General features: G+C 70.5%; 20 protein-coding genes. 7 read left to right on the top strand and 13 right to left on the bottom strand.

Translation table 11 applies throughout. The annotated features are described in order from the left end of the window. Positions 1-66: 66 nt before the first annotated feature. Positions 67-501, bottom strand: a complete 435-nt coding sequence (tnpA, locus tag ACTOQ3_RS02570) for an IS200/IS605 family transposase (RefSeq protein WP_440081765.1) — start codon at positions 499-501, stop codon at positions 67-69. 307 nt (positions 502-808) lie between these two features. Between tnpA and ACTOQ3_RS02575 the strand changes: the two genes are divergently transcribed. The 3 genes from ACTOQ3_RS02575 (at position 809) to ACTOQ3_RS02585 (ending at position 6,138) form a co-directional block, all read left to right on the top strand. Further along, on the top strand, positions 809-1,519 hold the full coding sequence (locus ACTOQ3_RS02575) for a type 1 glutamine amidotransferase (protein WP_440081766.1): 711 nt from the start codon (positions 809-811) through the stop codon (positions 1,517-1,519). Positions 1,520-1,781: 262 nt separating this feature from the next. After that, positions 1,782-4,763 carry a bifunctional [glutamine synthetase] adenylyltransferase/[glutamine synthetase]-adenylyl-L-tyrosine phosphorylase gene (locus ACTOQ3_RS02580; RefSeq protein WP_440082172.1) on the top strand — a complete coding sequence of 994 codons (2,982 nt, stop codon included), beginning with the start codon at positions 1,782-1,784 and terminating at the stop codon, positions 4,761-4,763. Between the two features lie 127 nt (positions 4,764-4,890). Continuing rightward, positions 4,891-6,138 (top strand): hypothetical protein, encoded by a 1,248-nt coding sequence (locus ACTOQ3_RS02585; RefSeq protein ID WP_440081767.1) that lies wholly within the window; start codon positions 4,891-4,893, stop codon positions 6,136-6,138. On the opposite strand, the gene ACTOQ3_RS02590 is transcribed toward ACTOQ3_RS02585, so the two are convergent. The 6 genes from ACTOQ3_RS02590 to ACTOQ3_RS02615 all read right to left on the bottom strand — a co-directional run bounded on the left by ACTOQ3_RS02590 (position 6,135) and on the right by ACTOQ3_RS02615 (position 14,216). After that, positions 6,135-6,971, bottom strand: a complete 837-nt coding sequence (locus ACTOQ3_RS02590; RefSeq protein WP_440065308.1) for an LLM class flavin-dependent oxidoreductase — start codon at positions 6,969-6,971, stop codon at positions 6,135-6,137. The genes ACTOQ3_RS02585 and ACTOQ3_RS02590 overlap by 4 nt on opposite strands. 51 nt (positions 6,972-7,022) lie before the next feature. Then, on the bottom strand, positions 7,023-7,784 hold the full coding sequence (locus ACTOQ3_RS02595) for a C40 family peptidase (RefSeq protein WP_440081768.1): 762 nt from the start codon (positions 7,782-7,784) through the stop codon (positions 7,023-7,025). A gap of 278 nt (positions 7,785-8,062) precedes the next feature. Next, positions 8,063-8,248 (bottom strand): hypothetical protein, encoded by a 186-nt coding sequence (locus ACTOQ3_RS02600; RefSeq protein WP_440081769.1) that lies wholly within the window; start codon positions 8,246-8,248, stop codon positions 8,063-8,065. 310 nt (positions 8,249-8,558) lie between these two features. Beyond that, the gene (locus ACTOQ3_RS02605; RefSeq protein ID WP_440081770.1) at positions 8,559-11,252 is read right to left on the bottom strand and encodes a lectin; all 2,694 of its coding nucleotides are present in this window, start codon (positions 11,250-11,252) and stop codon (positions 8,559-8,561) included. 1,078 nt (positions 11,253-12,330) lie between these two features. Further along, a complete protein-coding gene (gene glnA / locus ACTOQ3_RS02610; protein WP_362676736.1) occupies positions 12,331-13,755 on the bottom strand; it encodes a type I glutamate--ammonia ligase in 1,425 nt (474 codons plus the stop codon). Positions 13,756-13,928: 173 nt separating this feature from the next. Then, positions 13,929-14,216, bottom strand: a complete 288-nt coding sequence (locus ACTOQ3_RS02615; RefSeq protein ID WP_440081771.1) for a hypothetical protein — start codon at positions 14,214-14,216, stop codon at positions 13,929-13,931. A 126-nt stretch (positions 14,217-14,342) separates the two neighbouring features. On the opposite strand from ACTOQ3_RS02615, the gene ACTOQ3_RS02620 reads away from it, so the two are divergent. The 4 genes from ACTOQ3_RS02620 (at position 14,343) to ACTOQ3_RS02635 (ending at position 17,716) form a co-directional block, all read left to right on the top strand. After that, positions 14,343-14,804: an RDD family protein gene (locus ACTOQ3_RS02620; protein ID WP_440081772.1), complete on the top strand. Its 462-nt coding sequence runs from the start codon at positions 14,343-14,345 to the stop codon at positions 14,802-14,804. Positions 14,805-15,125: 321 nt separating this feature from the next. After that, entirely contained in the window at positions 15,126-16,172 is a 1,047-nt protein-coding gene (locus ACTOQ3_RS02625; RefSeq protein ID WP_440081773.1) for an RNA polymerase subunit sigma-70, read from the top strand. Next, a complete protein-coding gene (locus ACTOQ3_RS02630) occupies positions 16,169-16,468 on the top strand; it encodes a hypothetical protein (RefSeq protein ID WP_440081775.1) in 300 nt (99 codons plus the stop codon). The genes ACTOQ3_RS02625 and ACTOQ3_RS02630 overlap by 4 nt, the downstream gene beginning before the upstream one ends. 114 nt (positions 16,469-16,582) lie before the next feature. Beyond that, positions 16,583-17,716 (top strand): serine hydrolase domain-containing protein, encoded by a 1,134-nt coding sequence (locus ACTOQ3_RS02635; protein ID WP_440082173.1) that lies wholly within the window; start codon positions 16,583-16,585, stop codon positions 17,714-17,716. A gap of 76 nt (positions 17,717-17,792) precedes the next feature. On the opposite strand, the gene ACTOQ3_RS02640 is transcribed toward ACTOQ3_RS02635, so the two are convergent. From ACTOQ3_RS02640 to ACTOQ3_RS02665, 6 genes are all read right to left on the bottom strand, one after another. Next, a complete protein-coding gene (locus ACTOQ3_RS02640; protein ID WP_440081777.1) occupies positions 17,793-18,587 on the bottom strand; it encodes a class I SAM-dependent methyltransferase in 795 nt (264 codons plus the stop codon). Then, entirely contained in the window at positions 18,587-19,267 is a 681-nt protein-coding gene (locus ACTOQ3_RS02645; protein ID WP_350947439.1) for a DUF4191 domain-containing protein, read from the bottom strand. Before ACTOQ3_RS02645 ends, ACTOQ3_RS02640 begins: the two co-directional genes overlap by 1 nt. A 261-nt stretch (positions 19,268-19,528) precedes the next feature. Then, positions 19,529-20,458 carry a lipoyl synthase gene (gene lipA / locus ACTOQ3_RS02650; RefSeq protein WP_440081778.1) on the bottom strand — a complete coding sequence of 310 codons (930 nt, stop codon included), beginning with the start codon at positions 20,456-20,458 and terminating at the stop codon, positions 19,529-19,531. A gap of 165 nt (positions 20,459-20,623) precedes the next feature. Then, the gene (gene lipB / locus ACTOQ3_RS02655) at positions 20,624-21,301 is read right to left on the bottom strand and encodes a lipoyl(octanoyl) transferase LipB (protein WP_362676720.1); all 678 of its coding nucleotides are present in this window, start codon (positions 21,299-21,301) and stop codon (positions 20,624-20,626) included. Positions 21,302-21,329: 28 nt separating this feature from the next. Then, positions 21,330-22,067, bottom strand: a complete 738-nt coding sequence (locus tag ACTOQ3_RS02660; protein ID WP_440081780.1) for a Type 1 glutamine amidotransferase-like domain-containing protein — start codon at positions 22,065-22,067, stop codon at positions 21,330-21,332. 49 nt (positions 22,068-22,116) lie between these two features. Then, the gene (locus ACTOQ3_RS02665; protein WP_440081781.1) at positions 22,117-23,013 is read right to left on the bottom strand and encodes a TIGR01777 family oxidoreductase; all 897 of its coding nucleotides are present in this window, start codon (positions 23,011-23,013) and stop codon (positions 22,117-22,119) included. Positions 23,014-23,156: the final 143 nt, after the last annotated feature.

A 23,156-nucleotide genomic window follows, 5' to 3' on the forward strand; every position in this document is an offset into this window, starting at 1 on the left:
GCGCGGTGGTCATCCAGGTACGCGGTGAGCGCGACCTGCTGGTGGACGGTCGCACGCAGCAGGAACTTAAACGACCTGCGCACGAGCACCTCCCCCCTTGGGGACGCGCTCGTATTGGGTCTCGATGTAGCGCTGCACGGTATCGGCGGACACCGCGCCGGTCGTGGCCACGAAGTACGACCGCGACCACAGCGTCGGCAGTTGGGAGCGCAGGTGCGCAAACTCGGCGCGCAGGTGGTGGGAGGTGAAGCCCTTGAACTGGTTGGCCACGTACGACGGAGAGTTCTTCGGGTGCGGCTTGACGAACAGGCGCACGTGGTCGGGCATCACCTCAAGCGCCACGATCTCCCAGCCGTGCTCGTCGGCCTTGGCGCGAATCAACTCCTCAAGGCGGTCCTTGACCCGCCCGCCAAGAACCGGGCGGCGATACTTCGGACACCACACCACGTGGTATCCGAGGTCGTACGCCGCGCCGGGAGAGGTGCGCACCTGACGAGTCACACGATCAATATAAAAGCGCCGTCCATCTAATGCGCGACGATCGGAGATCCCACATGCGCAGACCTGACCGGCCAGGGCACGCTCGGGCCTTGACGGCCCTCCCGCTCCCGATTCCCCCGTCGCCTAAAGGCGACGGCCCCCTCGGGAGAATCTGATGGAGCCCCGCCTCCTGTTCCGGCGGGGCTGATGCCAAGGTGGCGGGTGCCCGTGCCCGAGGTCAATGTCCACGGCCGACATGAAGCGCGGAGGGCTTCCGTGCCCCGCCGCCTCTGACCGCCTTGTGCCCATATAAGCCCATAATTGCCGTATGAGAATCACCGTCATCGAGCACGAGGCCGACGCGGGACTCGGATTCCTCGCCGGATGGCTGTCCGGCGCCGGAGCCGTCTGCGAGGTCGTCCGCCCCTACCTGGGCGAGGCCGTGCCCGAGCGGGCCGCCGCAGGGCTGATCGTCCTCGGCGGCGAGGCGGCGGCCTGGGAGGACGAGCGGTGTTCCTGGCTGCCGGCCACCCGCGACCTGATCCGCGTCTGTGTCGAGGAGGGCGTGCCGACCCTGGGGATCTGCCTGGGGGCACAGCTCATGGCGCTCGCCTGCGGCGGTGCCGTCGGGCGCGGGCAGCACGGGCTGGAGGTCGGCGTGACCGAGGTCGTCCCGCTGCCCGCCGCCGGAGCGGATCCGCTGTTCGCCGGCCTCGGCCCCTCCCCCGCCGTGCAGTACCACCGTGACGCGATCACGGAGCTCCCCCCGGGCGCGGTGCCGCTGGCCACCGGGGACCCGTACCCCAACCAGGCCTACCGGCTGGGGGAGAACGCCTGGGCGGTGCAGTTCCATCCCGAGGCCACCCCGGAGATCTTCGTCGGCTGGACGGCCGGCTCGACCGACGCGCTGACCGGCCTGGGACACTCGGTCGAGGAGCTCAACGCGCGGGTGAAGGAGAGCGAGGACGGCCTGGTCGCCGCGTGGAAGCCGCTCGCCGAGCGTTTCGCCGCGGTCGCCGGGGCCGTCCAAACCGCGTGACCGCGCGATTACGGTGCGAATCCGCTAACGACGCCGCACAGTTTCAGGATTAGCCTGTGCGGCGACGCTCCGAACGCCCGGGACACGGGCCAGGGTGGGGATCCGGAGGCAGATCGCGCCGATCCCGCTCACCCGCCGGGAGAACCGCGGTCCACGCGACCGCGGGGAGCGTGCACCTTTGATCGCTCGGGGTAGGGACTGAGGAAGGGCACCCGTGCTTGTGATCGAGGAACATGGAGGGTCGGTGGAAACCGTGCCTCGGATGCAGACGACCGCCGGGCGCCTGGCGAGGCTCGGCTTCGCCGACGGCGCCAGGGCCGAGCGACTGCTCGACGAGCTGGGTCCCGAGGCCGTCGGTGACATCGACCTGCTGACCTCGCTGGTCGCCGCGGCCGACCCCGATCTGGCGCTCACCTCGCTGAACCGGCTGGCCGAGCAGGATCCCAGCGTGCTCGGAGCGCTCCGGGCCGACCCCGGCCTGCGCACGCGGCTGCTCGGCGTCTTCGGCGTCAGCGCCGCGCTCGGCGACCACGTCGTCAGGCACCCGGACCACTGGCGCCTGCTCGGCGGGGCACCGGACGCGGACCGCCCGAGCGGGGAGGAGCTCCGCGCGGAGCTGCTGCTCGCGGTCGGCGCCGAGCCGGACGACCCCGAGCCGAGGGCCACGGACGCCTCCACCGCCACCCTGTCGGCGCTGCGCGCCGCCTACCGGGGCCGCCTGCTCCACCTCGCCGCGCGCGACGTCACCGGGGTCGTCTCGCTGCCCGGGGTGACCGCCGAGCTGTCCGACCTGGCCGGAGCCGCGCTGGAGGCGGGACTCGCCGTCGCCAGGTCCGAACACCCCGAGGCGGGGGCGGTACGGCTCGCCGTCATCGGCATGGGCAAGTGCGGGGCACGCGAGCTCAACTACATCAGCGACGTCGACGTCGTCTTCGTGGCCGAGCCGCGTGAGGGACCCGGCGGCTCCCTCGACGAGCACGCGGCCATCAAGCTCGCCACCCGGCTGGCCCAGGGCATGATGCGCGCCTGCTCGACCAGCACCCCCGAGGGCGCGCTGTGGGAGGTCGACGCGGCGCTGCGCCCCGAGGGCAAGGCCGGGCCACTGGTCCGCACCCTCGCCAGCCACCTCGCCTACTACCGGCGCTGGGCCAAGACCTGGGAGTTCCAGGCCCTGCTGAAGGCCAGGCCGGTCGCGGGCGACGCCGAACTCGGCCAGCAGTACGTGGCCGCGATGAACGAGATGGTCTGGCAGGCCGCCACCCGCGACAAGTTCGTCGAGGACGTCCAGGCCATGCGCCGCCGGGTGGAGGCCCACGTCCGCGGCGGCGAGGCCGACCGTCAGCTGAAGCTCGGGCCCGGCGGGCTGCGCGACATCGAGTTCGCGGTGCAGCTGCTCCAGCTCGTCCACGGCCGCCTCGACCCGCTGCTGCGGCGGCGGGCCACGCTCCCCGCGCTCGGCGCCCTCTCCCGCGGCGGCTACGTGGGCAGGGACGACGCCAAGGCCCTCGCCGAGGCGTACACCTTCCTGCGCCAGGTCGAGCACCTGATCCAGCTGCACCGGCTGCGCCGCACGCACGTGGTGCCCGAGGGCAACGCCGACCTGCGCCGCCTCGGCCGGAGCCTGGGCATGACCGCCGACCCGGTGGGGGAGTTCACCACCAGGTGGCGCCGGCACGCCATGGAGGCCAGGCGCCTGCACGAGAAGCTGTTCTACCGGCCGCTGCTGCAGGCCGTCGCCCGGCTGCCCGAGTCGGAGGCCCGGCTCTCCACGGCCGCGGCCAAGGCCCGGCTGGAGGCGCTCGGCTACGCCGACCCCGGCGGGGCGCTGAACCACATCAGCGCGCTGACCACGGGGGTCTCCCGCCGCGCCGCGATCCAGCGGACCCTGCTGCCGGTCATGCTGGGCTGGTTCGCCGACGCCCCCGACCCCGACGCCGGCCTGCTCGGCTTCCGCCAGATCTCCGACAAGCTCGGCTCCACCCCCTGGTACCTGCGGCTGCTCCGCGACGAGACCGCCGTGGCGTCGCGCCTGGCCAGAATGCTCGGTACCAGCCGCTACGTGACGGGACTGCTGATGAACGCCCCCGAGGCGGTCGCGATGCTCGGCTCGGACGCGGAACTGGCCCCCAGGCCCGTCGAGGCGGTGCTGTCCGAGGCGCGGACCGTGGTCGCCCGCCATCCCGGGGACGCCGAGGGCGCGGTGGCCGCGGTCCGGGCGCTGCGCCGCAGGGAGTTGTTCCGTACGGCCGTCGCCGACCTCTCCGGGATCATCGGCATCGAGGAGGTCGGCCAGACGCTGTCCGGGCTCAACGACGTGACGATCCAGGCCGCGCTCGACGCCGCGATCGACAAGGTCGAGATGGAGCGCCGCACCCCGCTGGGCACGAGGTTCGCGGTGATCGCGATGGGCCGCCTGGGCGGGATCGAGTCCTCGTACGGCAGTGACGCCGACGTGATGTTCGTGCACTCGCCGCTGGAGGGCGTGCCGGAGCGTCAGGCCACCGAGACGGCGTTCGAGGTGGCCAACGAGCTGCGTCGCCTGCTGGCCCTGCCCGCCCCCGACCCGCCGCTGCTCATCGACCCCGGCCTGCGCCCCGAGGGCAAGGCGGGACCGCTGGTCCGTACCCTGGCCTCCTACGCCGCCTACTACGAGCGGTGGTCGTCGCCGTGGGAGTCGCAGGCGCTGCTGCGCGCCCGCTTCTCCGCCGGGGACGCCGAGCTCGGCGTCGGGCTGCTGCACCTGGCCGATCCGCTGCGCTACCCCGAGGGGGGCATCTCCGACGCGGCCGTATTGGAGATCCGCAGGCTCAAGGCCCGGATGGAGGCCGAACGCCTTCCCCGCGGCACCGATCCCGCGCTGCACACCAAGCTCGGTCCCGGCGGGCTGTCCGACGTGGAGTGGGTGGCCCAGCTCATCCAGCTCCGGCACGCGGGGTCACGGCCGTCGCTGCGGACCACCCGCACCCTGGAGGCGCTGGGCGCGGCGGTCGCGGAGGGCCTGCTGTCCGAGGCCGACGAGGCCGTGCTCGCCGAGGCGTGGCGGTTCGCCTCGCGCATCCGCGACGCCATCGTCGTGGTCAGGGGCCGCGCCTCCGACGCGATCCCGGTGGACGCCCGCGAGCGCACGCTCATCGCCCGCGCCCTCGGCTACCCGCCCGACGGTACGGAGGATTTCGTGGACGACTACCGCCGTGCCACCCGCCGCGCCCGCCGGGTCGTGGAGCGCGTCTTCTACGAGGACTGACCCGCTTCTACGAGGACTGACCCGCGCGCCCGCGCCCGTTCGCGCGGGCGTCCTCCCGGTCACGAAAACCGACCTGTTTCGGTGATCGCGTTGCGCCACCGGGGGCGTCCGTGTATCAACGGTCCGGGTGATCCATTTGATATCCGTTTACATTGATCTGGCCATCGGCCTGATCCTGGCCTTTCTGCTCCTGTCGCTCCTGGTGAGCGGGATCAACGAGGCCTTCGTCCGGCTGCTCGGGATCCGCAGCAAGTTCCTGTGGGCCTACCTCAGGGACACCCTGGACGGCTCGGAGGACGGCAGGTCGTGGATCCCGTCGAAGATAGCCGACGTCTTCGCGAAGCTGCCCTTCTCCAAGGACGATCCGCGCCCGGTGCACAGCTCCGACCCCGCGCCCGCGGTGGTCGAGCCGATGCGGGTCGACGCGGCCACGGTCCTGGCCGCCCAGGCGGCCGCGGAGAGGGGTTCGGAGGAGATCGCCGAGGAGGTCGCCGAGGGGATCGCCCCGGAGAGCGCCGCGGGGGAGGCCGCCGAGGGGGTGGGCACCGATGGCTCTCCCGGCTCTTCCGCGGGCGGCGGGCCCGGCGCCGGGGAAGCGCCGGAGAGGCTCGCGCCGCCGGTGGACATGACCGCGCGGCTGTACGAGCGGCTGCAGGAGATCGACCACCCCAAGGGCGCCCGTACCAGCATCGCCAACATCCCGCCCGAGCGGTTCTCCGGCGCCGTGATGGAGCTGGTCGCCGCCGAGGAGGGCGGGATCGACGGCCTGCTCGCCAAGCTGGAGGCCATCAACAGCCCGCTCGCGGGCCACCTCAAGGGCGTCTGGGAGGGCGCCCAGCGGGACCTGCCGAGGTTCCGCAAGGGCGTCGAGGACTGGTTCAACGGGGAGATGCAGCGCCTGTCCACGCTCTACGCCCGCTACGTGAAGTGGGTGGTGTTCGCGCTGGGCGTGGTGCTGACGCTGGCGTTCAGCATGGACGCGCTGGAGTACGGCAAGACCCTGCTGCGCGACAACGCCTACCGCGCGGGGGTGAGCGCCATCGCGGGCGGCGGCGGGGACGGGTACGCCGCGCTGAAGGACAAGTGCGCCGGTGGCGAGATCGGCCTCGCCGAGCCGTACCAGTGCGTGACCGAGTCCCTCAGCTCCCCGGCGCTGGTCAAGATCTTCGATCACGCGATCGTGAGCATCACGATCCCGCCCGACGGCTCCGCCGATCCGTCCTTCCACTGGAACGGCGGAGCCTGGTGGGACCGGCTCATCGCTCCCGGGCACTGGCCCGGCTACCTGCTCACCATGGTCGCGCTGCTGTTCGGCGCCTCGTTCTGGTGGGACGTCCTGCGCCGCCTCACCGGCGTCCGGGGCGACCGCTCCTAGCGGAGCTCTCCCAGGAGCAGGTCGACCTGGGGGAGCGGGTCCGGTCCGTACGGGCGGACCACGACCGTGCGGGCACCCGCCTCCCACAGGGATCTGACCTGGTCGGCGGCCTCCTCGGGAGAGCCCACCGCCATCACGACCTCCTCCGGGGCGACCTTCAGGAACCCGGCGGTGCCCTCGGCCAGGGCGGTGACCACCGTGGGGTCGTCACCGAGGTAGAGGTTCACGAAGACCACCATCTCGTGATCGCCCTCGCCGGTCAGCTTCAGGGCGTCCTCGATCTGCCGGGGACCGACCCCCTCGGGCAGGATCGTGCCCTGCGCCACCCGTCCCGACAGCTCCAGCGAGCGGGGTCGCACCACCCCGGCCAGCACCGGCGGTACGACGGCGGGGGGATGCACCAGGCTCACCCCGTCGAGCCGCACGGCCCTGCCCTGGAGGGTGACCGTCTCGCCGCGCAGCAGCCCCCGCACCGCCGTGATCGTCTCCTCCAGCAACGCCAGCGGCGAGGGCGCGAGGGCGCCCACCTGGCGCATCCAGTCCTGGACGCCGTGCCCGATGCCCGCCGCGAGCCTGCCCGGGTGCAGCCTGGCCAGGTTGCCCAGCTCCATGGCGAGCAGGGCCGGGTTGCGCAGCGGCGCCGGGGTGATCCCGATGCCCACCCGCAGGCGCTCGGTGACGGCGAGCGCGGTGGCCGCCGACGAGACGGCCCCGGTCCAGCCGAGATCCTCCACCACCCAGACGTCGTCCACCTCGGCCGCGTCCAGATGGCGGCAGAAGGGGATGAGTGACTCGGGGGGAAGGTCACGGTCGAACATGACGCCCAGGCGCATATCTCTCCTAGTGAACGGCGGGGGTTCCCGCTGTGCCGTTTTCGCGGGACCTCAGAGGGTCCTCGTGTAACGGAAGTAGCCGGCGAGGTCGTCGACGGCCGCTACGCGATCGATCCGCACCTCGGTCCCGGTCCTCCGCGCATTGATCATCTTGCCCTGGCCGACATAGATGCCGACGTGGTGGGTCCTGACTTTACGCTTGCCGACCTTGCCGTAGAAGACGAGATCCCCCGGCCTCGCCATGGCGGCGGGGATCTTCTTGAGTCGTTTGACGTGGTCGTCGGTGTTACCCGGTCCAAGCACGTCGCGCCCGTAGGCGAGGTGGTAGACCCAGCGGGCGAGCCCGGAGCAGTCGAGCCCGAGGGTCCTGGTGGCCGGGCAGGGCTTGATCGACCCCCGGTAGCCCTGGCAGGTGCCGAGGGAGGGGCCCGGGTCCTTGTCGTGGCCGCCGCCCCAGGAGTAGGGGATCTCCCCACCCCACCAGCCGGGCTGGTGCTGCCCGGCCTCGATCGCGTACGCGATGGCGGTGATCCGGTTGGGGGTGACGGGCCGGGTCGGTATCCAGGCGGAGGCGCTCAGGAGGAGGAACGCTCCCAGGAGCACGGCCGCCGCGGCCTGCCTGCGGCGCCGATGAGGGTCGTGGCGCCCGGGAGGACCGGAAAGCCAGGGAAGGCCGGAGAGGAGCCGGGAGAGACCGTGACGTCCGGGGAACCGGTAGCGTTCGAGGGGTTCGAGGGGTCTGCGGGGGACGGAATGCCGCTCCCCGGCCAGGGGAGGCCTGAGATACGCCTCCTCGTCCCGGAGCGCCGCCACGTCACCTCGCCTGGTCGGTCCCTGTGAGCCATGACCAGTCTGCCCAATAAGTCGGTGATGCGCGGCGTACGTGCTTTTGACGCGCATTGTGAGGGCTTGGTGGCAATCGCCGATCGTGGCCTCAGGACTTCGAAACGGAGGATCGGGCCGTCACGGCCGGGACGAGCGGGTGGCGGGCATCGCGACATGCGGCGACCCGCGTGCGGGGCACGCGGGTCGCGGTGGTGCCGGGGCGCGATGTGGAGGCGCAACCGGCCCGTGGCCTCGCGGGGCGGCCGTCAGTTGTCGTCCCCGTCGTCGTCCGTGCCGCCGTCGTCGTCCACGCCGGGGCCGGTCGTGTTGACGACGTCGGGACCGTCGTCCCCGTCGTCGTCCCCGCCGCCCCCGCAACCGCCGACCAGGCCGACGAGCGCCGCCACCGTCGCGGCGACCAGTGCCGCCTTCCGCGTGGTCTGAGCAAGCATGCACAACCTCCAGGTGCTGGTCCTCGGCCGGACGCGTCGGTGTCCGGCCCTACCTCTCTGTCCCGTCCGGCGATGATCTAACGCCGGGAGGGAATGCGGTGTTGGCCACACCCAGCCGTAGGCCGACCTAACGCTCACCTTCTGGGCAGGCTGGATCGTCCCGGTTCAAAAGACTTTCACAGGGAAAAATTCGAAGTCGTCCCCGTCTCGTACGGGGGCCGCAACGCCTTCGGACGGAATCCCGGCCATCGGCGGGGTGGGCCGCGGACGGTGCGCGTATGACCGTCCGCGGCCCGGTAGAGACCTCACGTCAGCTGCGCAGGCTCCACTGCTGGTTCGCGCCGCCGTTGCACGCCCACAGAATGGCCCTCGTGCCGTTGGCCGTGCCGCCGCCGTTGGCGTCCAGGCACAACCCGGACTGCACACCGGTGACGGTGCCGTTGGAGTTGAGGTTCCACTGCTGGTTGGTCTGGCCGTTGCAGTCCCAGATGATCACCTGGGTGCCGTTGGCGGTGCCCTGCCCGTAGGCGTCCAGGCACTTGTTGCCGAACACCTGCAGCTGCTTGCCGGAGGTGTAGGTGAACCGCTGGTTGGTGCCGCCGTTGCAGTCCCACAGCTGCGCCTGGGCGCCGTTGGTCGCGGCGCCGCCGCTGATGTCCACGCATCGACCCGACTGGCCGCCCACGATCGTGCCGGTCTGGCCGCTTCCGCCGCCGTTTCCTTGCCTGACGAGCGACTTCGACTCGGCCGACCGGTTCCCCTGGGCGTCCACGACGTAGAGCCGGTACTCACCGGCCGACGTCGGAACGGCGATGGAGGTCGCGGTTCCGGTCGCCCTGGTCATCGTGTTGCCGGCGGTGAAGGACGTCGTGCCCGAGGGGGCCAGCCAGACCGACTTGCTCGCGTCCCCGGCGCTCCGGATGGGAATCGACGTCGTACCGGCCGCGACGAACGTGCTGGCGGGCAGGACGTAGTCCGGCAGGGAGAGATTGCTCTGGGGGATGATGTTCCTGTACGCGTCCTCGAGCCCGGAGTTCACGGCGATGCCGTAGGCCTGCGACGGCCAGACGTAGTCGGAGGACACGAGGATGTCCTGGATCGTGCTGTTCGGCAGGTTCTTGTTGGAGACCTTGTTGATGGGGCCGTAGGTCTGCGTGATGCTCAGGTCGTGCTTGCGCCCGAAGTCGTCGGAGTTGATGAGCCAGGTGATGTTCTTGTCCACGCTCAGGACGTTGTCGCGGAAGGTCATGTTCCCCGAGCCCTCGTCCGGGTGGAGCCCGTACTTGTGACCGGACGGGACGCCCTGCATGTAGTTGTTGGTGATCGTGGTTCCCGGCTGGTTGCCCAGCGTGTAGACAGGAGCCGTGTCACTCAGGCGCTGCACCGTGTCGATGAAGTGGTTGTGGCTGATGGTGTTGTTCTTCGCCGTGGTGGTCGGCCGGTTGGGCGCGATCGAGCCTGACGAGCCGTCGAAGTTCCACCAGCCCCAACCGAGCGTCACACCGGACCACGGGGTCTTCTCGATGCGGTTGTTCTTGATGGAAAGGCCGTCGGCGAAGTACGCCGAGATGGGGCTGTGCCCGTTGAACAACACGGCACTGTCGTAGATGTAGTTGTTCTTTATCTCGATGTTCTTGGGCGCTCCCTCGACCTGAGCGGGATACTTCTCGCGATTCGTCGCGGTGTGGTCCCCGATGTAGACATGCTGGGGGTGGCCCACGGCGATGGCGGATCCGGCGATGTCGTTCGTGTAGTTCCCGATCAACTGCGTGTTCACCACGTCGTTGACCATGTTGATTCCGTCGACGCCGGTGTGCTGTACCCGGTTGTTCTGCAGGACGAGCCCGTCGGCGTTGTCGATCTGAATGATGCCGGGCGCCATGTCGACGTTGCGGTAGTAATAGACGTGGAAGTTCTGCTTGGCATACGCCTGCGCGCCGAGATTGCCCTGCTGGGCCTGCTTGAACGCCGAGCCGGCCACGTTGAACAGGTTCCAGTCGGAGTGCTGGACCGTGAGGCCGGAGAACGTGATGTTCCGGGCGCGAGCGCTCGTGGAGGTGCCGGCGACCTTGAGAATGGTGGACACGTTGTTCGGTGCGAAAACCGTGGCGGTCGCCATGTTCTCGGAGCTCGCCTTGTAGTAGTACACCGTCCGGCTCGTCTTGTCGAAGAAGAACTCGCCCGGCGTGTCCAGGAACTCGTAGGCGTTCATCACCTTGTGGGTGCCGCCGACCTGGGCGTTCCCGTTGAAGGCGCCCTGGGCGATGGCCGCTCCCGGCTGCTGGAACTGAGCGATACGGTTCGTGCCGTCAGAGGTGACCTGCCGGACTCCCACGATGGCCGTGGTCCAGGTCGTCCCCGTCTCCACTTCGATGTCGTCTTGATTGCCGGCGATGGCCGGAAAATCATTCAGACCGTACTTCGCTCCCGCGCACTGCGAACCCGATTCCCACGCCCAGGACGCCTGCCCCGCCGTGATGTTGTAGGTTCCGGTGCACCCCGCCGATCCTATTGTCTTAGAGGCCATGTACGCCCGCTTGTCGTTGACGTAGAGCGCGCGGAGCTTGTTGCTCCGGTTCAGCGGGGCTTTCCAGATGTTGCCGCTGTGCTGCGTCCATCCGGTTACCTGAACGCCTCCGCTGAGGATCGGCGTCTCGTTCTGGTACGCGGCGTATATGACCCGGTAATTGTTCGTGCCGGAGTCGGCCGGCGTGAAGTCGATCGTGCTGCTGACCGAATAGTTGCCCCCGCGGAGATACACGTAGATGTCGCCTGTCATGTTGGCGTTCACCGTACGAACGACGTCCCTCGCGCGCTGCAGGGTCCTGAACGGTGACGTGATCGTTCCAGGATTGGCGTCGTTGCCGTCGGGGGCGACGTAGTAGGTCGCCTGGACCGCTGCCGAGGCCGGGGTACTACCTGCGAAGGTCGGCAGCAGCACGGCGGCAACGAACACCGCGAGCGCCGCTAACGCCTTCCCGGTGGTGGACAAGGCTGACTTCACGCTCTGTTCCTTTCGCTGGTTCCGAGCAGAGTGTTCGCCGCGCGATCACCCCGCCGTGGCAGGACTCGTCGGGGTGTGCCATCGCGCGGACGCGGCGCCTGTCTTGCGGTTGGGGACATCGATCGGAGGGCCGTGCATCTTTCCGGGCCGAGGGGCCGGCCGCCCTCACGCCATGCGCGGCGATCGCCGGCAGAGCGCGGGCTTCGGCGGACTTGTCGGTGAGACCGGATGTCCTTGCCGCGGGATGGGCGGTGCCGGCCGGTCTCGCGCGCCGAGCGTTCGCCACAGACGGCTCATGTGCCCTCCGGTACGCGAAGGACGAGCTCGCCGGTACTGAAGAAGCCCTGGCCGTCCGCCCCGGCACCGCGCTGACGAGGGTCGCCGCCGGCGAGAGGTCTCCTCATGACACGCCCTAAGAATCCGTGGCAAACGTGGCGTTACCATCTCGTAACGTATGACGTATGCCGAATGATGTCTGGGGGTAATGTCCCATTAACGAAGGTGTCTCGCAATAGTCGATGGAGCGGAGGAATGCGCATCCTCGTCCACTCCAATGTCGCGATGCCGGAGGATCCTTCGCGACATGGTGGAATTCCCGCGGGTCACGGGGGGACCTCGCCGGTCATGCGTACGGCAGGACCTGGTGGCTCGTGGGCCCGATCTGCCAGGCCAGGGGCCGGTGTCTCCGTCGCCGCGCCGGTTGCCGGCGGCCCGGCGCAATCCTCCACGCGGTGCTCGCGGCGCACCGGACAGCCCGTATTCCGGGCAGGTCGAGGGAAGAGGCCGCTTACATCAGCATCGGTGAATCACATTCGCCGATGTAAGTTTCATCGGCGAACATGATCACATTCGCCGGTTCACCCCGTTGATGTCCCTCGGCTTTCGCGGAGTCGCTCGTCTGTCCCGGGTTCACGCCGCGGGCCTACACGGAATTCATGCCGTCGGGGGCATGCGAAAGGCCGCCGAGCGTGCCCTCAGCGGAGGGACGACCGACGGCCTTTCGCGGGATGCCTGAGTGCCCTGGATGTGCCCCGACAGATCAACTGTCAGTGTTTCTCCAGGTCAGAAGCTCAATGGCTCAGACGTCGTAGTAGAGCTCGAACTCGTGCGGGTGCGGGCGCAGGCGGATCGGGTCGATCTCGTTCTCGCGCTTGTAGGCGATCCAGGTCTCGATCAGGTCCGGCGTGAACACGCCGCCCTCCAGCAGGTACTCGTGGTCGGCCTCCAGGGCCGCGAGCACGTCCGACAGCGATCCCGGGACCTGCGGGATGTTGCGGGCCTCCTCAGGGGGAAGCTCGTAGAGGTCCTTGTCGACCGGCTCGACCGGCTCGATCTTGTTGCGGATGCCGTCGATGCCCGCCATGAGCTGGGCGGCGAAGGCGAAGTACGGGTTGCAGGAGGGGTCGGGGACCCGGAACTCGATGCGCTTGGCCTTCGGGTTGGAGCCCGTGATCGGGATGCGGATGCACGCCGAGCGGTTGCGCTGGGAGTAGACCAGGTTGACCGGGGCCTCGTAGCCGGGCACCAGGCGGTGGTAGGAGTTGACCGTCGGGTTGGTGAACGCCAGCAGCGACGGGGCGTGCTTGAGCAGGCCGCCGATGTAGTAGCGGGCGGTGTCGGACAGGCCCGCGTAGCCGACCTCGTCGTAGAAGAGCGGCTCGCCGTCCTTCCAGAGCGACTGGTGGCAGTGCATGCCGGAGCCGTTGTCACCGAAGATCGGCTTGGGCATGAAGGTGACCGTGTGGCCGTGCTCCAGGGCCGTGCTCTTGACGATGTACTTGTACAGCATCAGGGTGTCGGCGGACTTGAGCAGCGTGTTGAACCGGAAGTCGATCTCGGCCTGACCGGCCGTGCCCACTTCGTGGTGCTGCATCTCGACGTCGATCCCGGCGTCGATGAGCTTGCGGACCATCTCCGAGCGCAGGTCGGTGAAGTGGTCCATCGGCGGGACCGGGAAGTAGCCGCCCTTGAAGCGCGGCTTGTAACCGAGGTTGCCGCCGTCCTGTGCCTTACCGCTGTTCCAGGCGCCCTCGATCGAGTCGATGTGGTAGTAGCTCGAGTGGGCGTTGGTCTCGAACCGCACGTCGTCGAAGATGTAGAACTCGGCCTCGGGGCCGAAGTAGACCGTGTCGGCGATGCCGGTGCCCTTGAGGTACTCCTCCGCCTTGCGGGCGACGTTGCGCGGGTCGCGGCTGTAGGCCTCGCCCGTCAGCGGGTCGTGCACGAAGAAGTTGATGTTGAGCGTCTTGTGCTGCCTGAACGGGTCGAGCACGGCCGTGGACGGGTCGGGCAGCAGCAGCATGTCCGACTCGTGGATGGCTTGGAACCCGCGGATCGACGAGCCGTCGAACATCAGGCCGTCGGTGAAGACACCGGCCCCGAAATTCTCCGAGGGGAACGTGAAATGGTGCGTCGTCCCCGGCAGGTCGGTGAACCTGACGTCAACGAACTGCACCCCTTCGTCCTTGATGAACTTCAGGACGTCGTCGGCGGAGTTGAACACGCGAACCTCCCATGGGACGGGCTAACAGCCCGAAAGTATGCCTGCGCCGTTACCGTCCCGTGTCTCGTTTGTTTCACCCGTGTTAAGCGAACATCGCCTCCACGGTAGTCCTCAAGTCCGCTCTGGACGGGTATGAGAGGTCTTTCCTTTACTCGAGTTTCACGTCCCCGGCGTCAGTTCCCGGAGGTTCCCAGGGGCGTGCCGTCCTCGGCGCGGGAGGAGGGATCCATGACGGTGCGGACCTGGTCGACGACATCCGGCCGGTAGGAGACGAACACCCCGGCCGCCGCCACCAGGACCGCCACGGCGATCGCCGCGTTCCGCAGCCTCCGGCGCCGCCGGAGGCGGGGGTGCCGCGCCCGCTCCTGGACGGCGGCCCTGCTCATCCGCCTGCGTTCCCGCTCGTCGATCTGCGCCGTGAGCGCCTTGAAACGCTCGTCGATGTCGTCGATGTCAGACACGGGGGTTCTCCAGGGATCTCGGGGGATGCCGGCACACATGATCCACGGCTTTCGCGTGATACCGGTAGCCGGTAGGGGGTGCGGGCGAATGCGAGGGCGGCGTCCCGGGCGGCTACCGTTGGGGGCATGAGCAGCAAGCAGCCGCGTTGGACGCAGACCTGGCTCGGCGGCGTCAGGTCCGCCGGAGTCGATCTCGGCTACCCGGGGGAGCGGCTCGGGCTGCCCAGGGAGGGCAGCGGCTCGGTGGCCGGGTTCGGCCGCAGGATCGGCGCCATCGTGATCGACTGGCTGATCTGCACCTGGGCCATCACCCAGGGGCTCCTGCGGATCGACCCCACCGGGGCGCCCTGGGTGCCGGTCCTGATCCTCGCCGCCGAATACCTCCTGCTGGTGGGCACCATGGGCATGACCTTCGGGATGCGCCTGCTCGGCGTCAGGGTCGCCGCGCTCGGTGGCGGCGCCCCCCGCTTCGTCGCCGTGCTGGTACGGACCTTCCTGCTCTGCCTGGCCGTGCCCGCACTCGTCTGGGACCGCGACCAGCGCGGCCTGCACGACCGCGCGGCGAACACCGTGGTCGTACGCATCTGAGCCGGCCCCGCAGCATCCGGCTTCCCGTTCCCACCTCCCCGGCGTCGGCTCCACGCCCGCATTTCCTCGTCCGTGCTCGTGATCGCGCCCGCGCTCTTCTCGCCCGTGCTCGCGCTCGTGATCGCGTCCGCACTACCCTCGCCCCGTGCCCGTGCCCGTGCCCGTTTCGGCTCCCGGATCGCCGCCCGTTCCCGGGCTCGTGCCGGATCCCGCGGTCCGGGAGGGGGGAACCGGGGCCGGCGCCGATTCCTTTCCCGGCCGATGGCCGTCATACCGGGGGCGGCCGCGCCGGGCGGGACGCCGTAGGGGAGGTACGAGGTCGTGACCAGGGACGAGACAGGCCGGGAACCGGTGGAGGACGGCGAGGTCCTGGCCGCCGCGCTGGCGGGTGACGAGCCGGCGTTCGGCGCGCTCGCGGAGAGGTACCGGCGGGAGTTGCGGGTGCACTGCTACCGGATGCTCGGCTCGTTCGAGGAGTCGGAGGACATGGTGCAGGAGACGTTCCTGCGCGCCTGGCGCAAGCGGGAGAGCTTCCAGGGGCGTTCGACGTTCCGGGCCTGGCTGTACCGGATCGCGACCAACGCGTGCCTGGACCTCCTCGACCGCCACCCGCGCCGCCCGCGCCCGCGCGAGGCGCCGGTGCTGGCCACTCCCGGCGTGCCGTCGCCGTCGCCGACCGAGGTCTTCTGGCTGCGCCCCTACCCGGACCGGCTCCTGGAGCCGGTCGCGCCCGCCGGCGCCGAGCCGGACGCCGCCGTGGTCGCCAAGGAGACGATCGAGCTGGCGTTCATGGCCGCCATCCAGCACCTGCCTCCCCGGCAACGGGTGGTGCTGATCCTGCGCGACGTCCTCGGCTGGTCGGCGCAGGAGACCGCCGCGCTGCTGGAGGTGAGCGTCGTCTCGGTGAAGAGCACCCTGCAGCGGGCACGGTCGACGATGCGGGAGAACCTGCCGGCGCGACGGCTGGAGTGGGCGCCGTCCTCGGATCCGACCGGTGAGGAGCGCGCGGTGCTGCAGCGCTACATCGACGCCGTCGAGCAGGCCGACCCCGCCATCCTGGCCGGGGTGCTGCGCGCGGACGCGTGGCAGTCGATGCCACCGGCGTCGATCTGGATCCTGGGAGGGCCGGCGATCGTCGACGCGTGGCGTCCGGCGATGATCGGCCCCGAGGCGTGGGGCGACTGGCGCGTCCTGCCCACCCGCGCCAACCGGCAGCCCGCGGCGGCGGCGTACGTCAAACGTGCCGGCGAGTCCGAGTACCACGGCTCGTGGCTTGGGGTCCTGCGGGTCGAGGCCGGGCTGGTCACCCAGATCACGACCTTCGGCGCCGAGCTCTTCCCGACCTTCGATCTTCCCCAGACGCTGTGACGGGCGCCGGTGAGAACCCGGCGCCCTCGCCTGCCGAACGGTCCGGGCCGTCGTTCGACGTGCGGAGGGTCGTGGTCGAGCCCGGCGGCTCGCGCGTCCACGACGGGGCCGAGTGGCGGGGGGCGATCGTCCTGCTGGAGCGCGGGCGTATCGAGCTGGTCTGCTCCGACGGTGATCACCGGGCCTTCCGGCGCGGCGACGTGCTGTGGCTGGACGGGCTGCCGGTGCGAGCGCTGCGCAATCCCGGGCGGGAGCCCGCCGTCCTGCTCGCGATCTCCCGGCGATCCTCGCGCTGATCTCCCGTTCCCGGGATCCGGACCGATTTCCCGTCCCCGGACCGATTCCTTTCCCGGAGTCCGGCCGTCATACGGGTCACACACCTCATCGCGAAGGGAAAGACCGTGAACGACATGCAGAAGCGGGTCCAGGAAGCGGCCGACAAGCTGGTGGAGTCCGGGGCCGAGCGGGGCCTGCAGGTCGCCGCGTACCGGCACGGCGAGCAGGTGGTCGACGTCGTCGCGGGCGTCGCCGATTCGGCCACCGGGCGCCTCGTCACGCCGGACATGCCGTTCTGGAGCGCCTCGACCGGCAAGGGCGTCACCTCGACCGTGGCGCACGTGCTCGTGGAGCGGGGCGTCTTCGGCTACGACACGCCGATCGTCGAGCTGTGGCCGGAGTTCGGCGCCCACGGCAAGGAGCGCGCGACCGTGCGGCACGCCCTGACCCACTCGACGGGCGTGCCCGGCGTACCGGTGGACACCACCCCGGAGGACCTGTGCGACTGGGAGGGGATGTGCGCGGCGATCGCCGGCGCCAGGCCCTGGTGGGAGCCGGGCACCAAGAGCGGCTACCACCCCCAGTCGTTCGGCTACATCGTCGGTGAGATCGTCCGCCGGGCCACCGGCACGCCGATCTCCCAGGTCCTGCGGGAGGAGGTCGCCGGGCCGCTGGGGGTGGCGGACGAGCTGTTCTTCGGCGTCCCGGAGTCCGAGCTGGGCAGGCTGGCCCGCCTGGAGGACGCGCCGAGCGACTTCGAGATGCCCGAGGGGATGTCCGCGGAGACGATGTTCGCGGACATCCCGTTCTTCAGGGTCGTGGACGGCTACACGGCGGCGCCGATGGCGGCGATGCCCGACGCCGCTTTCGGCAACCGCGCCGACGTGCTGACCTCCGACATCCCGGCGGGCGGCACCATGTCCGCCCGCGCCGTGGCCCGCATGTACGCCGCCCTGCTGGGCGAGGTGGACGGCGTCCGGCTCGTCTCGCCGGAACGGCTTCGCGAGATCACCACGGTGGAGTTCGGCGGCGTGGACGAGGTCACCGCCTTCCCGGCCACCAGGTCCCTCGGGTACGCCCTCGGCGCCACCGGGACTCTCGACAGCCTCACCCTGTTCGGCATGGCGGGCAGCGGCGGATCGGCCGCGTACGCCGACACGGCCACCGGGATCGCGGTCGCCGTGACCAAGAACCTCGTCTCCGCCGGGGATTTCACCACCTTCGAGGCCCTCGGCGGGCTGGTCGTGAACGCCGGTGGCGACCGCTAGGGCGCGTCCGGCGTGAGCGGTCCACCCCGCCGGGTCACTCGGCGGGGTTCCGCACGCCTTGCCGTGCGCGGGTCGTCTACCGCGCGCAGGTGAAGATCGCGGTGCCGGGCAGGTGGCGGCCGCGCAGCGGGCTCCAGCCGCCCCACTCGCGGTCATGGCCCGGCGGCCACTCGGGCTCGGCCAGCCCCCGCAGCACCAGCCCCGACGCGGTGATGAGCCCGACCCAGTCGGCCATCGTGCGGTGGTGCTCGACGTAGGACGGCCGCCCGTCCTCGCCGATCTCCACGTACGCGGAACGGTCGAAGTAGGAGCGGTCGGAGGTCAGCCCGGCGGGGCCCGGGTCGTCGGGGAAGGCCCAGCGGATCGGGTGGCTCACCGAGAAGACCAGCAGGCCCCCCGGGCGCAGCACCCGGTGGATCTCGGCCAGGACGGCCCCGGCGTCGGCCACGAAAGGCAGCGCGCCGTAGGCCGAGCAGGCCAGGTCGAACGTCTGGTCGGCGAAGGGCAGCGCCTCCGCGTCCGCCTGGACCACCGGCAGCGCGGACCCGGCCTCCAGGTCGATCCGGCCGGAGTGCTGGAGCTGCCGGAAGGACAGGTCGAAGGCGGCCACCCTGGCGCCCTGCCCGGCCAGCCAGCGCCCGCACTGCCCGGCGCCGCAGCCGATCTCCAGCACGTCCCTGCCCGCGACGTCGCCCAGCAGGCGGGCGTCGGCCTCGTCCAGGCCCTCGGGGCCCCAGACGAAACCGGCGTCGCGCAGGAACTCCCCGTGCTCCGCCTGGTACTCGTCGGCGGCGCCGTCCCACCAGCCGCGGTTGGCCCGGGAGGTGGCCGCGGCGTCCACCCGGTGGCGGCCCACCCCGGCGAGGCTCATCAGCGCATCTTCGGGCGCGGCATCTTCGCGCCGCGCGGCAGCGGGCCCTTGGGCATCGGCAGCGTCTGCGGGAGGGCCTTCAGCCGGTTGTTGATCTCGTACAGGGCGGGCTTCTTGAGGTTGCGGGGCAGCTTCATCAGATGCCGCTGCAGCTTGGCCAGCGGGACCTGCCCGTCGCCGTCGCCGGACTGGATGTCGTAGACGGGGACGTCCAGCGCGACCCGCTGGACGCGCTTCTTCTCGGCCACCAGCATCTTCTGCACGCGGCTGCCCGGCCCCTCGGAGACCAGGATGATGCCGGGGTAGCCGACCACGCGGTGCACGATGTCCTGGTCGCGGGTGACGGCGACGGCGGGGGTGACCTCCCAGTTGCCGCGCATGCCCTGCAGGATCGCGGCGGCGGCGCCGACCTGCCCGTGCAGCATGGAGTACTGGGCCCTCTGGGCGAGCTGGCCGAACACCACCAGCCCGACGGTCAGGGCCAGCATGATCCCGATGAAGAGGAGATACCAGAACCAGCCCGTGACCAGGCCGATCACCACGCACAGCGCGAGCGTGCCCAGCGCCGAGGCGTAGACGATCGGCATCCCCTTGGGGTTGGCCTCCTTGATGATCTTCGCGATCATGCGGAGCTGCTTGATGCGCCCCGGGCGCTCTGAGTCTTCGGGCTTCTTGGCCATGTTCTGAAGGATACAAATCCAGGGCTCAAGAAGTGAAAACGTGACCTGCCGAGTGCCGGTCCCGGTACGGGGAGCCGCCGGGTGCCCGTGACCGTACGCGTTCGCCGGCGCCGGGCGGCCCGCCGTCCCCTTTCCCGTTTCCCGGGTGGAGAGGGCCCGCGGACCGGCCACGCCGGATGGGAGCCGAGGGCGGAAAACCGGAAGGACCCCGCTCGGGAGCGGGGTCCTTCCGGTTTCACGCGGGGCTCGGGGAGCCGGGGCTCAGGCGTGCTGGCGAGCCTCGACGGCCTGCTTGTACAGGCGGCCCGCCCGGTAGGAGGAACGGACCAGCGGCCCGGAGAGGACTCCGGCGAAACCGATGGCCTCCGCCTCCTTCTGCAGCTCCACGAACTCCTCGGGCTTCACCCAGCGCTCGACGGGGTGGTGGCGCGGGGTGGGCCGCAGGTACTGGGTCACGGTGAGCAGGTCGCACCCGGCCTCGTGCAGGTCGCGCATGGCCTGGATGATCTCCTCGCGCTCCTCGCCCATGCCGAGGATCAGGTTGGACTTGGTCACCAGACCGGCCTGGCGGGCCTTGGCGATCACTCCCAGGGACCGGTCGTAGCGGAACGCGGGCCGGATGCGCTTGAAGATCCGCGGCACGGTCTCGATGTTGTGCGCGAACACCTCGGGCCTGGAGGAGAACACCTCCTCCAGCTGGGCCTGGTCGCCGTTGAAGTCGGGCACCAGCAGCTCGACGCCGCACCCGGGCAGGAGCGCGTGGATCTGCCGCGCGGTCTCGGCGTACAGCCACGCGCCGCCGTCGGGCAGGTCGTCGCGGGCGACACCGGTCACGGTCGCGTAGTTGAGCCCCATCTGCCGCACCGAGTCGGCCACGCGACGCGGCTCGTCGGTGTCGTACGCCTTGGGCTTGCCGGTGTCGATCTGGCAGAAGTCACACCGCCGGGTGCACTGGTCGCCGCCGATGAGGAAGGTGGCCTCGCGGTCCTCCCAGCACTCGGAGATGTTGGGACACCCGGCCTCCTGGCAGACCGTGTGCAGCCCCTCGCGTTTGACCAGCGCCCGGAGCTCGGTATGGTTCGGGCCCGCCCTGAACTTGGTCTTGATCCAGTCGGGCTTCTTCTCGATGGGGGTCTCGGCGTTGCGGACCTCGAGGCGGAGGAGCTTCCGCCCTTCGGGGGCGACGGTCATGCGAGCTCCTTCGTCGGTCGGGGGACCGAGGTGGTGCACATCGAGGTGCGGTAAATATCGTCACGCTCGCTCACCTCACCAGCTTATGTCCCGCCGCGGGTTGCGGCGGACCCGGGTCGCGGTGGGTGAGGAGGCGGGGAGAACGACCCTGAGGACGGTGCGGGGTCAGCGCCGGAACAGGTCTTCCTCGGGCAGCTCGAAGGCCTGCGCGCCGAGCGCCTCCGCCAGGTGCTTCTCGGCGTACGGCAGGACCTCGTCGACCACGATCCGGCGGCCGGTCTCGGCCGACAGCGAGGAGACCCCGGCGTCGCTGATGCCACACGGGACGATCCGGTTGTACCAGCTCGGGTCGTTGGAGCAGTTGAGCGCGAACCCGTGCATCGTGACGCCGCCCGAGACCCGGATGCCGATCGCGCCGACCTTGCGGTCCGGCAGGCCGTGCGAGGGGTCTCCGGCCACCCAGACGCCGCCGCGCCCCTCCACCCGGCCCGCCTGGACCCCGAAGTCGGCGCAGACGTGCACCAGGGTCTCCTCCAGGAGCCTCACGTAGGCGTTCACGTCGAGCGGGCCGCCGAGCCGCACGATCGGGTAGCCGACCAGCTGGCCGGGGCCGTGCCAGGTGATCCGGCCGCCCCGGTCGACCTCGACGACCGGGGTGCCGTCGGAGGGCCTCTCGTGCGGCGCGGTGCGCCTGCCCGCCGTGTAGACCGGCGCGTGTTCGAGCATCAGGCAGGTGTCGGGAATCTCCTCGGCCACCCGGCGCGCGTGGATGCGCCGCTGAAGATCCCATGCCTGCTCGTAGGGGAAGTCAACGCCAAGACGGACGATTGCCAGGTCACTCACGCCTCAAGAGTAGTTGACCCGTTCGTGGTTAAGACGTGAGAAGCCGAGGCTCGATGCGGAACTCCTTGGCCCCGCCCGCCCCGTCGTGCTCGACCTTGTAGGCGTAGGCGTCCGGGTGCACGCTGACGGCCTGGATGAACTCGGTGCCCACGTAGTGCAGGGCGACGCCCTCGTCGGCGGCGTAGCCCTCCGGCAGCTCGCCCGAGGCCACCGCCTCGTGCAGCAGCCGGCGGCGCTGCGGGTCGGAGTTGTAGTGGACGCCGCAGGAGTAGGGCAGCATGCCCAGGCCGTCGGACCAGACCCGCAGCGTCGGCCCGAAGGAGTCGGTGTTGCCGCCCACGTGCCAGCAGAGCGCCCCGGCGCTCTGGCCCGCCAGCACCACGCCCGCCCGCCACGCCTCCTCGAAGATCTCGTCGAGGCCGTGCAGCCGCCACAGGGCCGCCAGGTTGGCCACGCTGCCGCCGCTGACGTAGATGATGTCCTGGCCGAGCGCCCACTCGCGCGGGTCCTCGACGTTGGTCATCGGGAACACGGTCAGGTGGCTGACCTCGACGTCCCACGCGCCGAAGGCGCCGTACATCTTCAGCAGCCACTCCGCGTCGTCGCCGGTGGCGGTGGCGAGCAGGCCCAGGCGGGGCCGGTCCTGGCCGGTGAGGTCGAGGGCGTACCTGAGCAGCGGGCTCGCCTCCATGATCCCCTGGCGCGTGGACGCGCGGAACGAGCCGCCTCCGATCGCGAGGATGTGCGACTGCCCGGGGCTGCCCATGTCTGTCTCCCAAGTGATCTCATCGGCCGGAACGCCGAAAACAGGGATCTTAGAGTACGGCGGCCAGTGCCTCGTTGAGACGCGTATGCCGGAACGCGTAACCGCTGTCGAGCAGGCGCCGCGGGAGTACCCGCTGGCCGGTCAGCACCCCCTCCTCGGCGAACTCCCCGAGGGCCGTGCGCAGCACGAAGCCCGGCACGGCCAGCGGCATCGTGGGCCGGTGCAGCGCCGCCCCGAGCGCCTTGGTGAACTCGGCGTTGGTGACCGGCTCGGGGGCCGTCAGATTCACCGGGCCCGAGATTTCAGGATTTTTCAGGATGTGTTGTACGGCGAGCACCCAGTCGTCGATGGAGATCCACGACCAGTACTGCCGCCCCGACCCCAGCGGGGCGCCCAGCCCGACCTTGAAGATGGGGAGGATCTGCGACAGCATGCCGCCCCGCCCGCTCAGCACCAGGCCGGTACGGAGCGTCACCACCCGGATGCCCGCCTCCTCGGCGGGCGCCGTCTCCGCCTCCCACGGCACCACCACATCCTGCGCGAGGAACCCGGAACCGGCCGGGGCCGTCTCGTCCACCGCCACGTCCCCGGTGTCGCCGTAGAAGCCGATCGCCGAGCCGGACAGCAGCACCGCGGGCTTCGCCGCCAGACCCGCGAGCGCGCCCGCCAGGGTCCTGGTCCCCTCGACCCGGCTGGCGACCACCTCGCGCTTGTGGTCCTCGCTCCAGCGCCGGTCGCCGATGCCCGCGCCGGCGAGATGGATCACCGCCTCCGCGCCCTCCAGCGCCTCCCGGTCGACGACCCCCTTCGCCGGGTTCCAGAAGGCCTCGTCGTCGCCCTTCGGCACCCGCCTGACCAAACGGACCACCCGGGCGCCGTCGTCCCGCAGAGCCTTGACCAGAGCCGATCCCAGCAGGCCCGAGGACCCGGTCACTGTGATCTTCATGTCGTCCAATGTAATCGACCTCCCCCCGGATCTTCGGAAACCGGGCGTCCACCGGATTCGCGTCACCGCCGCGGGCTCTCGGAGGGCTACCGGGCCCCGAGACCCCCGGTACCGGCGAGACGCGGGAAGCCGCCCGCGCCCGG

Origin of the sequence: Streptosporangium sp. LJ11 (assembly GCF_051918945.1) — a bacterium.
Lineage (GTDB): Bacteria > Actinomycetota > Actinomycetes > Streptosporangiales > Streptosporangiaceae > Streptosporangium.

Excerpts from the sequence above, each read along its gene's own strand:
- ACTOQ3_RS02575 (WP_440081766.1), top strand. The coding sequence starts at position 809 with ATGAGAATCACCGTCATCGAGCACGAGGCCGACGCGGGACTCGGATTC.
- ACTOQ3_RS02580 (WP_440082172.1), top strand. The coding sequence starts at position 1,782 with ATGCAGACGACCGCCGGGCGCCTGGCGAGGCTCGGCTTCGCCGACGGC.
- ACTOQ3_RS02590 (WP_440065308.1), bottom strand. The coding sequence starts at position 6,971 with ATGCGCCTGGGCGTCATGTTCGACCGTGACCTTCCCCCCGAGTCACTC.
- ACTOQ3_RS02600 (WP_440081769.1), bottom strand. The coding sequence starts at position 8,248 with ATGCTTGCTCAGACCACGCGGAAGGCGGCACTGGTCGCCGCGACGGTG.
- ACTOQ3_RS02620 (WP_440081772.1), top strand. The coding sequence starts at position 14,343 with ATGAGCAGCAAGCAGCCGCGTTGGACGCAGACCTGGCTCGGCGGCGTC.
- ACTOQ3_RS02635 (WP_440082173.1), top strand. The coding sequence starts at position 16,583 with ATGCAGAAGCGGGTCCAGGAAGCGGCCGACAAGCTGGTGGAGTCCGGG.
- ACTOQ3_RS02640 (WP_440081777.1), bottom strand. The coding sequence starts at position 18,587 with ATGAGCCTCGCCGGGGTGGGCCGCCACCGGGTGGACGCCGCGGCCACC.
- ACTOQ3_RS02645 (WP_350947439.1), bottom strand. The coding sequence starts at position 19,267 with ATGGCCAAGAAGCCCGAAGACTCAGAGCGCCCGGGGCGCATCAAGCAG.
- lipA (WP_440081778.1), bottom strand. The coding sequence starts at position 20,458 with ATGACCGTCGCCCCCGAAGGGCGGAAGCTCCTCCGCCTCGAGGTCCGC.
- ACTOQ3_RS02660 (WP_440081780.1), bottom strand. The coding sequence starts at position 22,067 with ATGGGCAGCCCCGGGCAGTCGCACATCCTCGCGATCGGAGGCGGCTCG.
- ACTOQ3_RS02665 (WP_440081781.1), bottom strand. The coding sequence starts at position 23,013 with ATGAAGATCACAGTGACCGGGTCCTCGGGCCTGCTGGGATCGGCTCTG.